Origin of the sequence: Pseudogracilibacillus sp. ICA-222130, from assembly GCF_037892545.1 — a bacterium.
In the GTDB taxonomy this organism is placed as follows: domain Bacteria; phylum Bacillota; class Bacilli; order Bacillales; family Amphibacillaceae; genus Pseudogracilibacillus.
In genome coordinates, this window is the sequence record NZ_JBBKBG010000018.1 from 34,380 (window position 1) to 48,279 (window position 13,900).

Below are 13,900 nucleotides of genomic sequence, written 5' to 3' on the forward strand. Positions count from 1 at the left end.
TGCCTTGCACACATCTCCCACACCCTTTTTATAAAAAGGGAAGAAATGAGAGGAAACTAAATTTTATTGTATACATGAATCATGAAAACAGAAAGGATGTTAACGATGACAGAGAAATTAATTAAAGGTGGAGCATTTTTAATTGAAGACTTAACTGGTGAGGATGTCATCACACCAGAAGATTTCACAGAAGAACATAAAATGATTGCTAAAACAACAGAAGATTTCGTACAAGGAGAAGTTGTTCCTTTAATCGATAACTTAGAAAATCACGAATTTGAACATTCGGTAAAATTATTGAAAAAAGCTGGGGATTTAGGACTTTTAAGTGCTGATATTCCAGAAGAATATGGTGGGCTTGCATTAGATAAAATTAGTTCATCTTTAATTACGGAAAAATTTGCTCCTGCTGGTGGATTTTCAATTACACATGGTGCACACGTCGGAATTGGGTCCTTACCGATTGTATTTTTCGGAAACCATGAACAAAAGGAAAAATATTTACCGAAATTAGCGACAGGTGAACTTATCGCTGCATATGCATTAACAGAGCCAGGTTCGGGTTCAGACGCATTAGGGGCAAAAACGACAGCAAAGTTAAATGATGCTGGAACTCATTTTATTTTAAACGGGGAAAAACAGTGGATCACAAACTCTGATTTCGCTGATGTGTTCGTTGTATATGCAAAAATTGATGGCGAGCATTTTTCTGCATTTATTGTAGAGCGTGAATTCCCAGGAGTTTCTGTCGGACCAGAAGAGAAGAAAATGGGAATTAAGAGTTCATCGACACGTACATTAGTATTAGAAGATGCGGAAGTACCGGTAGAAAACTTATTAGGAGAAAAAGGCCGCGGACATATTATTGCGTTTAACATTTTAAACGTTGGTCGTTATAAGTTAGCAATCGGTGGCGTTGGTGGTGCGAAGCGTGCTTTAGAATTAGCAACGAAATATGTTAATGAACGTAAACAGTTCGGTACACCGATCTCGAGCTTTACTTTAACACAGGAAAAATTAGGAACGATGGCAGCAGAAATATACGCAAATGAAAGTGCCGTATACCGTACAGTAGGGTTATTTGAACAACGTATGGGATCATTGTCAGATGAAGAATTAAAAGACGGTCGTGAAATTGCAAATGCGATTGCGGAATATCAAATCGAATGTTCCATGAACAAATATACAGCAACAGAACTATTAGACTATGTTGCAGATGAAGCGGTTCAAATGCATGGTGGATATGGTTTCATGGCAGAGTATGAAGTCGAGCGTATGTACCGTGACTCACGTATTAACCGTATTTTTGAAGGAACGAACGAAATTAACCGTTTAATTGTTCCTGGTACATTATTGAAAAAAGCTATGAAAGGTGAATTGCCATTATTACAAGCAGCTCAAGGGTTACAGGAAGAGTTGTTAATGATGATGCCAGAAGAAGTTGGCACAGAGCCTTTAGAGCAAGAAAAATATTTACTGAAAAATGCGAAGAAAATCGTATTACTAGGTGCTGGATTAGCTGCTCAAAAATATATGCAAAAGCTAGAAGGCGAACAAGAAATCTTAGCAAACTTAGCAGATATGGCAGCAGAAGTGTACAATATGGAAGCGGCAATTTTACGTACGGAAAAAGCAATCGGACGCGATGGTGCGGATAAAGCGAACTTGAAGTTATTATATACACAAGTATATGCACAAGAAGCATTCAACCGTATCGAAGCAGATGCAAAAGAAATCTTAATTGCAGTAGAAGAAGGGGATACATTACGTATGATGTTGTCTTCTTTAAGAAAACTAACGCGTCATGATCCAATTAACGTCATTGCGAAGAAACGTGAAATCGCAGCAGAAATCATTGAAGCGGAGAAGTATATCGTATAAAATATACGATGCTTTGTGACGGTGTTCATCTATTATGGTGGACACCGTTTTTCTGATGTATTTGAAAGCTACTGGCTCTGCCCGGGAGGGGGGCAAGAATGCGGGTTGGAGTTGCAAGAATATGGCCTGAGGTTGCAAGAATACGGGCTGGAGTTGCAAGAATGTCATGCGAAGTTGCAAGAATATCATGCGAAGTTGCAAGAATATCGTGCGAAGTTGCAAGAATACGGGCTGGAGTTGCAAGAATATCGGGCAAAGTTGCAAGAATATCGTGCGAAGTTGCAAGAATACAGTTCGAAGTTGCAAGAATATCGAGTAAAGTTGCAAGAATACAGTTCAAAGTTGCAAGAATGTAGGCCAAAGTTGCAAGAGGCAACCATAAAGCTCAATCACCTTCCTCACAAAATGAAACAGGAAGTTATGATGTAGAAGATATTTTGTGGATACAATAGGAAGAAATCTAGGAATATGTATGAAATCTGCTAAAAAATGATGATATAAGCGAACAACTAACGTAATTTGAAAGTGCAATCCATTAACAGGACAACAAAATTAAAATTCTAACTTTATGGGTTCAGTACACACAACCTTCACACTAGTGGTTTTGATTTTAATAGATTGGGAGCGGTAGTGGAGGTTTTTTACTTGCGGTCATCATGACTACATGTTTAATGGACTGAAAAGGTACTTTTCCTTATTTGACATTTTTTCATTCCGTGATAAGATAAGGACGAACAAACAAAATTACATATGAACACTAGGGGTGCTTGTGTTACAAGCTGAGATCGGAGTATAACTCCGGGATTCTTATAACCTGATCTAGTTAAAACTAGCGAAGGGAAGTGATGTTTAGTATATATTTTCGGGAGAACTCGAAATTTTTGCATGGACGATATACATACTAGGCCACTTTCCTTTTCAATGGAGAGTGGCTTTTTCGTTCTCCTAAAATGGCTCTCTTGCATTCAGAAGAATCCGAATTTTCGTACTCCTTATTACGTATGAAAAGAGGTGAAGTACCTTGTTCCAACTACATGCTATATCTTCAGGCAATGAAACGGCCACTAGTTTTGCGGAAAAAGCACACGACATATATGACATCGTTGATTATATACACATTCGTGAACGATCTTGGACGGTGAAAGACTATGAAACTGCGATTCGACTTGTAAAAGCATATGATCCTACTTTACAAAAAATTATTATAAATGATCGCGCAGATATGGCGAGTATGTACGGTGTTCAACGCGTTCATTTGCCAGAACATAGTTATGAACCAGTACAAATCCGTGCTCATTTTCCCAATTTGGAATATGGTTGTGCCGTTCATCAAATCCCTTTTGCACAAAGTCGAGCACGGGAACAAGCGAAATATGTCATGTATGGTCATATTTTTCACACGACTTGTAAAAAGGACTTGAAACCCCGTGGTCTCCGCAAACTAAGTGAGCTCGTACATGCTGTTACGATTCCTGTCATAGCGGTCGGAGGGATTACAGCGGACAATATTAGTGCAGTGATGGATACAGGGGCAGCAGGAGCTGCAGTCATGTCGAATATTTTTTCTGTAGAGAATGTTCGTAAAAGCGCACAAGCGTACAAGGATAAAATATTAGAAAAAGGGAGTGAATGAAATGGATGTACGTATTAATGGGAATAAAATGAATATCCCACAAGATGTGAATACGATTTCTAAGTTGATTGCACATCTGAACATTTCGAATCCGGTTATTATCGTGGAACATAATGCACAAATTTTGCAAAAAGAAGACCACGCTACAACAGAAGTAGCACCGAATGACAACATTGAATTGATTCAATTCGTCGGTGGAGGTTAGAAAACGGTCTCCTCTCAAATAAAAACAAAAAGGAGCATACATATGTTACAAATTGGACCATATCATTTTCAATCTAAATTATTTTTAGGGACGGGAAAGTTTTCGAATTTTGATATTCAAAAAGAAGCAGTTGATGCATCAGAAACAGAAGTTTTAACATTCGCTGTACAACGAATGAATATTTATGAGCCGAATCAGCCGAATTTTTTAGAAAAGATTGATTTACAAAAATTCAAATTTTTACCGAATACTGCCGGTGCGAAAACGGCCGAAGAGGCTGTTCGAATTGCAAAATTAGCACAAGCATCAGGGATATGCCACATGGTGAAAGTTGAAATTATCGGTTGTGATAAAACATTATTGCCAGATCCAGTGGAAACATTACGAGCAACAGAAATGTTACTGGAAGAAGGGTTTATCGTTTTACCTTATACATCAGATGACGTCGTTTTAGCAAAACGTTTGGAAAATCTTGGTGCACATGCGATTATGCCGGGAGCATCGCCAATCGGTTCGGGTCAAGGAATTGTGAACCCGTTAAATTTACAATTCATTATCGAACAGTCAGAGGTACCTGTCATTGTTGATGCGGGAATTGGGTCCCCGACAGATGTAGCATATGCCATGGAGTTAGGGGCGGATGGTGTGTTATTAAATACAGCTGTTTCAGGAGCAACAGACCCCGTTAAAATGGCAGTGGCAATGAAACTTGCGGTTCAAGCTGGACAGTTAGGATTTGAAGCAGGGAGAATTCCGAAAAAGACCCATGCAGTTGCAAGTAGCCCGCAAGAAGGGCTCGGGCTATGAGACAAGATCGATATTCTAGGCAAATATTATTTCCGCCCATTGGAAACGATGGGCAGGAAATATTGCGAAATAAACATGTGCTCATCATTGGTGTTGGAGCATTAGGTACGCAAAGCGCGGAAATGCTTACACGTGCTGGAATTGGTACATTAACGATTGTTGACCGTGATTATATTGAATGGAGTAATTTACAACGGCAATATTTATTTACAGAAGCAGATGCAGAAAATCGAATGCCGAAAGCTGTTGCGGCGAAGCGAATTTTAAGTGAAATAAATAGTGAAGTAAACATCCATGCACATGTGATGGATGTGACACCGAATGAACTTACATATCTTGTTGATGGAGTGGATGTCATTTTAGATGCGACAGATAATTTTGATATTCGGATGATGATAAATGATATTTCCCATAAAAAAGGCATCCCATGGGTATATGGTTCATGTGTTGGTAGTTATGGTGTTAGTTACACGATTTTACCAGGAAAAACACCTTGCTTACAATGTTTGCTTGGGACAATTCCGATCGGAAGCCAAACTTGTGATACAGCTGGGATTATCCAACCGGCAGCAGCACAAGTCGTGATCCATCAAACGACAGAAACGTTGAAATTACTTCTCGGGGATAACGATGCATTACGAGGAAAATTACTAGCCTTTGATTTATGGAAAAATGAAATCATGCAAATGGATATTCGATCTTACAAGAAGGCTGATTGTCCAACATGTGGCGACTCCCCGACATATCCATATTTGAGTTATGAAGAACAGACGAAAGTTGCCGTGTTATGTGGTCGATCATCCGTGCAAATTCGGCCACCTGAGATGCAACAGCGTAACTTGGCGCAAGTTGCCGAGAGCTTAAAACAAACTGGTGGGAAAGTTGAACTTAATGCATTTTTATTATCATTTACATTTGAAGAAAGACGGATGGTGTTGTTTAAAGATGGCCGTGCATTCATCCACGGGACGAATAATCAAGATTATGCCAAATCTTTGTATTATCGATATTTTAGTTAAGGAAGAAATTCGCTATCATGAGGTAGTTTATTGAAACAGTAGGGAGTAAAGTCGCGTCGCTTTTGGAGAGGTTGCTATCTAACTTGGCGTCAATTTTTGCATAGAACGTTGTTCAACAAAGGAGGTAATGTTTGCTTGAAAAAGTATATTATACTAGGGGAAAAGTATGCACGACGATAGGAATTATTTTGGACATAGAAAGGGATGAACAGTGTGCCATATGAGCGGAAAAACATAGAAGAATGGTTTACATTATATGAAAAAATGGTGCGCATTCGACAGTTTGAAAATGAGGTAGAAAAAAATGTTCAGCGAGGGCATTTGCATGGAACGACTCATTTATATAATGGACAAGAGGCAGTTGCTGTCGGTGTTTGTTCTGCGTTGCAAAACGGGGACTACATATCGAGTACACATCGTGGCCACGGGCATGCGATTGCAATGGGTGCTGACATACATAAAATGATGGCGGAAATGTTCGGCAAAATAACGGGCTATAGTAAGGGAAAAGGTGGTTCAATGCATATAGCAGACATCGAGGAAGGGAATCTTGGTTCAAACGGCGTCGTTGGAGGTGGAATTCCAATCGCTGTTGGGGCGGGATTAAGTATGCAAATGCAGCAAAAGAACAATGTCGTCGCATGTTTTTTCGGGGATGGTGCAATCAATGAAGGAAGTTTTCATGAGGCGTTAAATATGGCGTCAATTTGGCAAGTGCCTGTCATTTTCATTTGTGAAAACAATATGTATGGGATGTCGAGCGCAATTGGTGATATGACGAATATTGATCAGTTGTCAGAACGAGCTGTGGCGTACGGAATTCCTGGTGTGACCATTGATGGAAATGATGTTTTAGTTGTAAAAGAAACGATGGAAAGAGCTGTCGAACGCGCGAGAAATGGAGCAGGACCGACCTTCATAGAAGCGAAAACATATCGGTTCAAAGGCCATTCGAAAAGTGATAAGCAATTGTATCGGATGGAGGAAGAAGTCGAAGCATATAAAAAACGGGACCCCCTTATTCAATTGGAGCAAAAATTACTTCATGTTGCAATAGAAGCAGCCGGTCGAATAAAAGCGATACACCATACTGTACAAAAAGAAGTTGACGCGGCAACGGAATTTGCAACAGCCAGTGACGAGCCTGGGATAGATGAACTATATAAGGATGTGTATGCGATTCGGGAGGTGGAACTATGAACGCGCAAACGACGACATATTTGGAGGCGATTCGTGATGCGTTACGAATTAAACTGAGGGAGGACGAGAAGGTCCTTTTACTCGGAGAAGATATCGGTGTGTATGGTGGTGCTTTTGGGGTGACGGCGACATTGCTGGAGGAGTTTGGATCAGCTCGCGTGCGCGATACACCGATCAGTGAACTCGGAATGACAGGTGTTGCAGTCGGGGCTGCATTAACTGGCATGCGACCTGTCGTCGATATCCAATTTTCTGATTTCTTAACATTAGCCTTAGACCAAGTCGTAAATCAAGCTGCGAAAATCCGTTATATGTACGGTGGAAAGGCGACGGTGCCACTCGTTATTCGTACCCCATCTGGCTCTGGAACAGGTGCAGCTGCCCAACATTCTCAGAGTTTGGAAGCTTGGCTCGCCCATGTTCCAGGTTTAAAAGTAGTCCAACCTTCTACCCCATACGATGCGAAAGGACTACTCATAGCAGCGATAAATGATCCAAATCCAGTCATTTTTTATGAGCATAAATTATTGTATAAAAAGACTGGTGACGTACCGACAGATACTTATGAAATTCCTCTTGGCGTAGCAGATGTGAAGCGGGAAGGAACAGATGTCACGATCATTGCAACAGGTATCATGGTGCAAAAAGCATTACAAGCTGCAATGGACTACGCTGCTCTAGGTGTATCGGTGGAAGTCATCGATCCACGCACACTCGTGCCATTAGATGAAGCGACGATTCTTAACTCTGTGGAAAAAACGGGACGTGTCATCATCGTCCATGAAGCGGTAAAACGTGGCGGAATTGGTGGGGAAATTACCAGTTTAATTGCTGAACGAGCTTTTCATGCTTTACGTGCACCAATCATTCGTCTCGGAGGGGCTTTCGTTCCAATGCCATATAATGCAAAATTGGAGCACCAGGCAGTTCCACAAGTAGAGGATATCGAACGGGCGATAGGGAAACTTGTCAGAGAAACGATTCGCTCATGAAAACTACGTCGAGATTTTTTTGTTTCGATGTAGTTTTTTTGTAAATGGATAAAATTGAATTTTATCGCAAGTATTCGTGGTGAAAATGGTGAAACCCCTAGATGATTTTTGCATTTTCGTCCCTGTTTTTCGTCCAAAATAGCAGTTTTGTCTTTTTGCAATATTTGTATAACTAGTTATTGTAAGAAGAAAGGGTTTTAGTGGAGGGAGAATATGAACGAATCCGTACAAAAATCATCACTATTATACGTATATGAATTACTGCAAAATCGTATCGTTTTTTCGAAGGAGGATGAGCAACAATTTTACAAGGAACTCCAAGGTTATCGAGGGGAATGTCGTTTTGAACAATTAGTTGTGGAAAAATTACAAGTTGATTATATCGCTTTGTATAGCTTACTCTTTGACAAAAGTGGTCGACTATCGCAAATTGATTGCTTGTTAATTTTTGCAACGAAACTACTTTTAGTAGAAGTTAAAAACTTTGAAAATGAATATGCATATTTTGATGATCAGTTTACATCACTTCGGACGAATAAAGTGATAGCAAACCCGTTACATCAATTGAATCGCACAGAAATTTTGTTAAAGGAAATACTTTTATCTCTAAATATTCATCTACCTGTTCTACCTTATGTCGCCTTTGTGAATGATCGTTTCACATTGTACATGAAGCCAAATGATAAAATTGTTTTGCCGACATAATTGCAAGGTTTTTTTTCGCATTTAAATAATGAGCGTGCAACCTTGAATGCTACCCACATCGCATTAGCTGAAAAATTACGTACTTTACATGTAACAGAAAATCGATTTGTTCGCACCCCTTCATTTGAGTGGGAGACTTTGCGAAAAGGCATTACTTGTGTACGTTGTCGTGGTTGGATGGCTCGGGAATATCGGCATATGTGTTGTGCACGGTGCACGTATAGGGAGTCGCTTGCATCTGCTGTTGTCCGTAGTATTGTGGAATACGTCACCCTTTTTCCAGAGGCCCCCATCACAACCGAGCGAATCTACGAATGGATAGGAGGAATGGTGTCCATACGAACCATACAATCTATTTTGCAATTGTACTTTAAGAAGGAAAATAGTCGGAAGAATGCTAGCTATCGATTTATTACTTGAAGTACATTTAATAGCGCGGGGAATTGTTGGTGAACTTGCGACGGGGCTGTGATGTATATCCGCAAGTTATTGAGGAAACGGCTTTGCACTTGCGTAATTATTGATTATATCCGCAAGTTATCGTGAAAACCGCCTTGCACTTGCGTAATTATTGGTTATATCCGCAAGTTATCGCTGAAACGGGCTTGCACTTGCGTAATTACTGCATATATCCGCAAGTTATCATGAAAACCGCCGAGCACTTGCGGAATTATTACACACATCCGCAAGTTATCATGAAAACCGCCTTGCACTTGCGTAATTACTGCATATATCCGCAAGTTCCCACTGAAATCGCCCTACACTTGCGGAATTATTACACACACCCACCAGTTTTCATGAAAAAATTTATCCCTTTGTAGCGCGGGGGATTATTTGCTATAATCAGATTAGTAAATTTTTTATACGGAGGTTTACGATGTCACTAACATTATATTGGTACCCGAATTGTAGTACATGTAAGAAGGCAAAAAAATGGCTAGATGATCACGGGAAAACGTATGAATTAGTTCATTTAGTCGAAGAAACACCTTCAGAAGCGACGATAAAATCGCTTATTGAAAAAAGTGGACTAGAACCGAAGAAATTTTTTAATACGAGTGGGAAAGTGTATCGCGAACAAAATATGAAAGAAAAAATAAAAGATGCCACACTCGATGACATGGTTACATATTTAGCGTCAAATGGCATGCTTATTAAACGGCCAATCCTGACAGACGGCACGAGCGTGACAGTTGGCTTTAAAGAAGAAACATACGAAAATACATGGAAGTAACGTAGGAGGAGAAAAATATGTCATTACCAACAGAGTTATTATATTCAAAAGAACATACGTGGGCACGAGAAGAAGGAAGCGATATTCGAGTCGGACTTACTCAATTCGCTTTAGAAGAATTAGGGGACATCGTATTTGCAGAACTTCCTGAAATTGGTGCGGAAATTGAAATGAACGAACCATTTGGAAGCGTAGAATCTGTCAAAACAGTATCCGAATTATATGCACCAGTAAGTGGACGTGTAGTGGAAATTAATGGAGCACTACAAGATAGCCCTGAAACAGTAAATGAGTCTCCTTATGACCAAGGATGGTTCATCGTCATCGAGCCGACAAAGGATGAGCAGTTAGACGAGTTACTTTCAGCAGACAAATACGAGGCATTAATCTCAGCAGAATAATGGAAAAGCTATTCAACGATGAGCAGACAAAACTCATCGTGAATAGCTTTTTGTTTTAAAAAGGTGCAATGAAAAGGATGCAATGATAAAATGAAAATAGTGATTGTTGAAGGAAAACAAGATAAAAAGCGGCTCGAAACAATTATCGATGGCCGTGATGACGTACAAATTTTATGTACATTCGGAACATTTAGTATTGAAAAATTTGATGAAATGCTGGAAACGTATGATTTGGATCACCATCTTGTCTATATTTTCGTCGATGAGGACCGTCCAGGAAAACAACTTAGAAAAAAGTTGAATGAAGAGTTGCCACATGCAGAAAATATGTATATTCCAGAAGAATATATGGAAGTGGAGGCAACCCCATACAATATTCTCGCAACAGAACTCGTCAAATTTCATATTCGAATTAATCCGATATATTTTTTAAAAGATTGGTGAGAAATATGCAAGAGATCAAACAATTACCATTACCGGATGATGGTTTCCTTTTTATTCATACCCCATTTTGTGGGACGTGTCATGTCGCAAGAAGTTTTTTACAGAAAATTGAAATGACACATAAGGAGGAAATTTTTCTAGAAATGAATGGATCCCTATTTCCGGAATTCATGCAAGAAAATAAAATCGAAAGTGTACCGTGTTTACTCATTGTGAAAGATGGAGAAATAAAGGAAAAAATTTATACATTTCATTCGGTTGCACACATCTATCATTATGTGTTTGAGTACAAACCCGAGTTATTTGCTAGGTAATGTGCATTATCGTTGACAAAGGCAACAAGGACTGGTAAGATTCAATATAATAACCAATTGAATATGATAAACTCTTATGAAGAGCAATGGAGGGACTGGCCCTGTGAAGTTGCGGCAACCTTCAATGTAAAGATTGAAAGGTGCTAAATCCTGCGAAGCACACCGCTTTGAAAAATGAGAGAACGTGAAGATATATAATCTTTTTGTTCTCTAGAGCAAAGGGATTTTTTTATTGGAATAAAAGGAAAAGGAGGGTACGCATTTTGATTTCGATCAAAAATTTAAGGAAAACATTCACGATTGACAATCGCCCAATCAAGGCAGTCGATGACATCACATTGGATATCGAAACTGGTGAAATATTTGGAGTGATTGGATATAGTGGGGCTGGAAAAAGTACGTTCGTTCGGTTATTAAATCGCCTGGAAGAACCGACAGCAGGAACCATAACCATTGACGGCGAGAGCATGACTGAATTAAATACGAAAAATCTTCGTACAGCGAGACAAGATATCGGAATGATTTTCCAACACTTTAATTTATTATGGTCACGAACGACGGAAGATAATATTGCCTTCCCTCTCGAAATCGCTGGTGTGCCAAAAGCAGAAAGAGAAAAAAGAGTAAAGGAACTCATTCAATTAGTTGGATTAGAAGGTAGAGAAAAAGCGTATCCGTCCCAACTTAGTGGGGGACAAAAACAACGTGTCGGAATCGCAAGAGCACTCGCGAATAACCCGAAAGTGTTATTATGTGATGAAGCGACATCTGCATTAGACCCGGAAACGACAAACTCTATTTTAAATTTACTCGTAGATATTAATGAGAAACTTGGTTTGACGATCATTTTAATTACACATGAAATGAACGTCATCCGAAAAATTTGTCATCGTGTTGCAGTGATGGAACAGGGGAAAATTGTGGAACAAGGAAATGTGTATGATGTTTTTACGAATCCACAACATGATGTGACACAACGATTCATTGGAGAGGTCGTGGAAGAAGGCCGTGAAGATGATACATTGGATGAAGTGCTAGAGGAAGTAGAACGAAAAGGAAAAGTTCTTCGTTTACGATTCCAAGGGACAGCAACCAATGATGCTCTAATTAGTGAAATTGCGAAAAACTACGATACTCAAGTGAATATTTTACATGGTAAAATTACGAAAACGACTTACGGTACGCTTGGTTCTCTTGCTATTCAATTAATTGGAGACAAAACAGAAATAGAGAAAGTTGAGGCTTTTGTTCAAGCTTCCTCGGTAACAGTGGAGGTAATTCGCGATGACACTTGATTTTTCAAAACTTGATACGAACCAATTGCTTGAAGCTACATATGAAACGTTTTACATGACCATCATCGCACTTATTGGAACGTTTATTTTAGGATTATTGCTTGGCTTATTACTTTATTTAACAGATAAAGATGGTCTATGGGAAAATAAAATATTAAATTTTATCATTGCGACATTTGTTAACGTCTTTCGTGCTATCCCATTTATCATTTTAATTTTATTATTGTTCCCATTAACGAGATTTTTAATTGGAACGATTCGGGGACCGAATGCAGCACTTCCAGCTTTAATTTTAGGAGCGGCACCGTTTTACGGCCGTTTAGTGGAAATTGCATTGAAGGAAGTAAATAAAGGTGTAATTGAGGCAGCAAAAGCGATGGGATCCACGACGAGACGTATCATTTTTAAAGTATTAATCCCAGAATCGATGCCAGCACTTATTTCAGGAATTACCGTCACAGCGATTGCGTTAATTGGTTATACAGCAATGGCTGGAGCGATCGGAGCAGGTGGACTAGGGAGTTATGCATATTATGCAGGATTCCAACGAAGAATTTTTGAAATTGTCCTCGTCTGTTCTATCATTATTGTAATTGTCGTTTTTATTTTCCAATTCATTGGAGATTTTATATCTAAAAAAATTGATAAAAGGTAAAGGGGAGAATGTTTCATGAAAAAGGTTTTAGCTTTATTTGCATTAATTTCAATTTTAGTTTTAGCAGCATGTGGTGGAGGAAATAACAACAACTCAGCAAACAACGCAGGCAACAACGACGCAGGTAATAATGATGGAAACGCTGAAGAAGTGACAATTAAAGTTGGAGCTTCTAGTGTGCCACATGCAGAGATTTTAGAAGAAGCGGCACCAATTTTAGCGGAAGAAGGTATTACTTTAGAAATTGAACCATATGAGGATTACGTTTTACCAAATGATGACTTAGCAAGTGGCGATTTAGATGCAAACTATTTCCAACATATTCCTTATTTAGAACAAACAATTGAAGATACAGGATACGAGTTAACACATATCGGTGGAATTCATATTGAACCAATCGCAGCATACTCAAAAACTATTGATTCAATCGATAATATTAAAGATGGCACAGAAGTTGTATTAAGTAACTCTGTAGCTGACCATGGACGTGTGTTACAGTTATTCGAAGCAAACGATTTAATTACAATAAAAGACGGAGTGGAAGAGGGTAAGGCTGAGTTAGATGATATCGAAGACAACCCGAAAAATTTAACATTCTCTCCTGACTATGAGCCAGCATTTTTACCAGAGATTTATGAGTCTGAAGAAGATGTATTAGTGGTCATCAACACGAACTATGCTATCGGTGCAGGACTTGATCCAGTGAACGACTCTATTTTCCGTGAAGGGGACGACTCTCCTTACGTGAACGTATTAGCGGTTCAAGAAGGTAACGAAGAAGACGAAGCATTAAACAAGTTATTAGAAGTGTTACGTTCTGAAGAAATTCAAGACTTCATGGTTGAGAACTACGACGGTGCGGTAGTACCAGTATCAGAATAATGTATATAAAAAATTGCCTCCACGATGGTGGGGGTAATTTTTTTTGGGTATACTAATGGTGAGTAAGTAGTAGTTGGTGTTGGTAGGTTTGCGGAAATGTGATTTAATTCCGCAAGTAAAAGTGGAAAAGTCGTTTCACTTGCGGATATATGGGATAATTCCGCAAGTACAAGCGAAAAAGTCGTTCTACTTGCGGATATATAGGATAATTCCGCAAGAACAAGCGAAAAAGC

General features: G+C 39.2%; 17 protein-coding genes and 2 riboswitches. Of the genes, 16 read left to right on the plus strand and 1 reads right to left on the minus strand.

Features of this window, described 5'->3' with window-relative positions; all coding sequences use genetic code 11:
• Nucleotides 1-96 precede the first annotated feature (96 nt).
• The 16 genes from WKT09_RS08560 (at nt 97) to WKT09_RS08635 (ending at nt 13,667) form a co-directional block, all read left to right on the plus strand.
• Nucleotides 97-1,881 (plus strand): acyl-CoA dehydrogenase family protein, encoded by a 1,785-nt coding sequence (locus WKT09_RS08560; RefSeq protein WP_340415666.1) that lies wholly within the window; start codon nt 97-99, stop codon nt 1,879-1,881.
• Nucleotides 1,882-1,986: 105 nt separating this feature from the next.
• Nucleotides 1,987-2,310 (plus strand): hypothetical protein, encoded by a 324-nt coding sequence (locus tag WKT09_RS08565; RefSeq protein WP_340415649.1) that lies wholly within the window; start codon nt 1,987-1,989, stop codon nt 2,308-2,310.
• Nucleotides 2,311-2,630: 320 nt separating this feature from the next.
• Nucleotides 2,631-2,739, plus strand: a riboswitch (TPP riboswitch).
• Nucleotides 2,740-2,902: 163 nt separating this feature from the next.
• The gene (locus WKT09_RS08570; protein WP_340415650.1) at nt 2,903-3,514 is read left to right on the plus strand and encodes a thiamine phosphate synthase; all 612 of its coding nucleotides are present in this window, start codon (nt 2,903-2,905) and stop codon (nt 3,512-3,514) included.
• Between the two features lies 1 nt (nt 3,515).
• Complete coding sequence (thiS, locus tag WKT09_RS08575) at nt 3,516-3,719, plus strand: sulfur carrier protein ThiS (protein ID WP_340415652.1); 204 nt, start codon at nt 3,516-3,518, stop codon at nt 3,717-3,719.
• A gap of 42 nt (nt 3,720-3,761) precedes the next feature.
• Nucleotides 3,762-4,526 (plus strand): thiazole synthase, encoded by a 765-nt coding sequence (locus tag WKT09_RS08580; protein WP_340415653.1) that lies wholly within the window; start codon nt 3,762-3,764, stop codon nt 4,524-4,526.
• On the plus strand, nt 4,523-5,545 hold the full coding sequence (locus WKT09_RS08585) for a MoeB/ThiF family adenylyltransferase (protein WP_340415654.1): 1,023 nt from the start codon (nt 4,523-4,525) through the stop codon (nt 5,543-5,545). Before WKT09_RS08580 ends, WKT09_RS08585 begins: the two co-directional genes overlap by 4 nt.
• Nucleotides 5,546-5,749: 204 nt before the next feature.
• Nucleotides 5,750-6,745, plus strand: coding sequence for a thiamine pyrophosphate-dependent dehydrogenase E1 component subunit alpha (locus WKT09_RS08590; protein WP_340415655.1), 996 nt, complete (start codon nt 5,750-5,752; stop codon nt 6,743-6,745).
• Complete coding sequence (locus WKT09_RS08595) at nt 6,742-7,737, plus strand: alpha-ketoacid dehydrogenase subunit beta (protein ID WP_340415656.1); 996 nt, start codon at nt 6,742-6,744, stop codon at nt 7,735-7,737. The genes WKT09_RS08590 and WKT09_RS08595 overlap by 4 nt, the downstream gene beginning before the upstream one ends.
• Before the next feature lie 213 nt (nt 7,738-7,950).
• Nucleotides 7,951-8,442 carry a nuclease-related domain-containing protein gene (locus WKT09_RS08600; RefSeq protein ID WP_340415657.1) on the plus strand — a complete coding sequence of 164 codons (492 nt, stop codon included), beginning with the start codon at nt 7,951-7,953 and terminating at the stop codon, nt 8,440-8,442.
• An 877-nt stretch (nt 8,443-9,319) separates the two neighbouring features.
• Entirely contained in the window at nt 9,320-9,676 is a 357-nt protein-coding gene (locus WKT09_RS08605) for an arsenate reductase family protein (RefSeq protein WP_340415658.1), read from the plus strand.
• Between the two features lie 17 nt (nt 9,677-9,693).
• The gene (gene gcvH / locus WKT09_RS08610) at nt 9,694-10,077 is read left to right on the plus strand and encodes a glycine cleavage system protein GcvH (RefSeq protein ID WP_340415659.1); all 384 of its coding nucleotides are present in this window, start codon (nt 9,694-9,696) and stop codon (nt 10,075-10,077) included.
• A gap of 90 nt (nt 10,078-10,167) precedes the next feature.
• A complete protein-coding gene (locus WKT09_RS08615) occupies nt 10,168-10,521 on the plus strand; it encodes a toprim domain-containing protein (protein ID WP_340415660.1) in 354 nt (117 codons plus the stop codon).
• A gap of 5 nt (nt 10,522-10,526) precedes the next feature.
• Nucleotides 10,527-10,835, plus strand: coding sequence for a thioredoxin family protein (locus tag WKT09_RS08620; RefSeq protein ID WP_340415661.1), 309 nt, complete (start codon nt 10,527-10,529; stop codon nt 10,833-10,835).
• A gap of 71 nt (nt 10,836-10,906) precedes the next feature.
• Nucleotides 10,907-11,016, plus strand: a riboswitch (SAM riboswitch).
• Nucleotides 11,017-11,098: 82 nt separating this feature from the next.
• Nucleotides 11,099-12,130 (plus strand): methionine ABC transporter ATP-binding protein, encoded by a 1,032-nt coding sequence (locus WKT09_RS08625; RefSeq protein WP_340415662.1) that lies wholly within the window; start codon nt 11,099-11,101, stop codon nt 12,128-12,130.
• A complete protein-coding gene (locus WKT09_RS08630) occupies nt 12,120-12,785 on the plus strand; it encodes a methionine ABC transporter permease (protein ID WP_340415663.1) in 666 nt (221 codons plus the stop codon). Before WKT09_RS08625 ends, WKT09_RS08630 begins: the two co-directional genes overlap by 11 nt.
• A gap of 15 nt (nt 12,786-12,800) precedes the next feature.
• On the plus strand, nt 12,801-13,667 hold the full coding sequence (locus WKT09_RS08635) for a MetQ/NlpA family ABC transporter substrate-binding protein (RefSeq protein WP_340415664.1): 867 nt from the start codon (nt 12,801-12,803) through the stop codon (nt 13,665-13,667).
• Here WKT09_RS08635 and WKT09_RS08640 read toward each other — a convergent pair.
• A partial coding sequence (locus tag WKT09_RS08640; RefSeq protein ID WP_340415665.1) for a hypothetical protein occupies nt 13,634-13,900 on the minus strand: 267 nt, incomplete at its 5' end. The two genes, WKT09_RS08635 and WKT09_RS08640, sit on opposite strands and share 34 nt — an antisense overlap.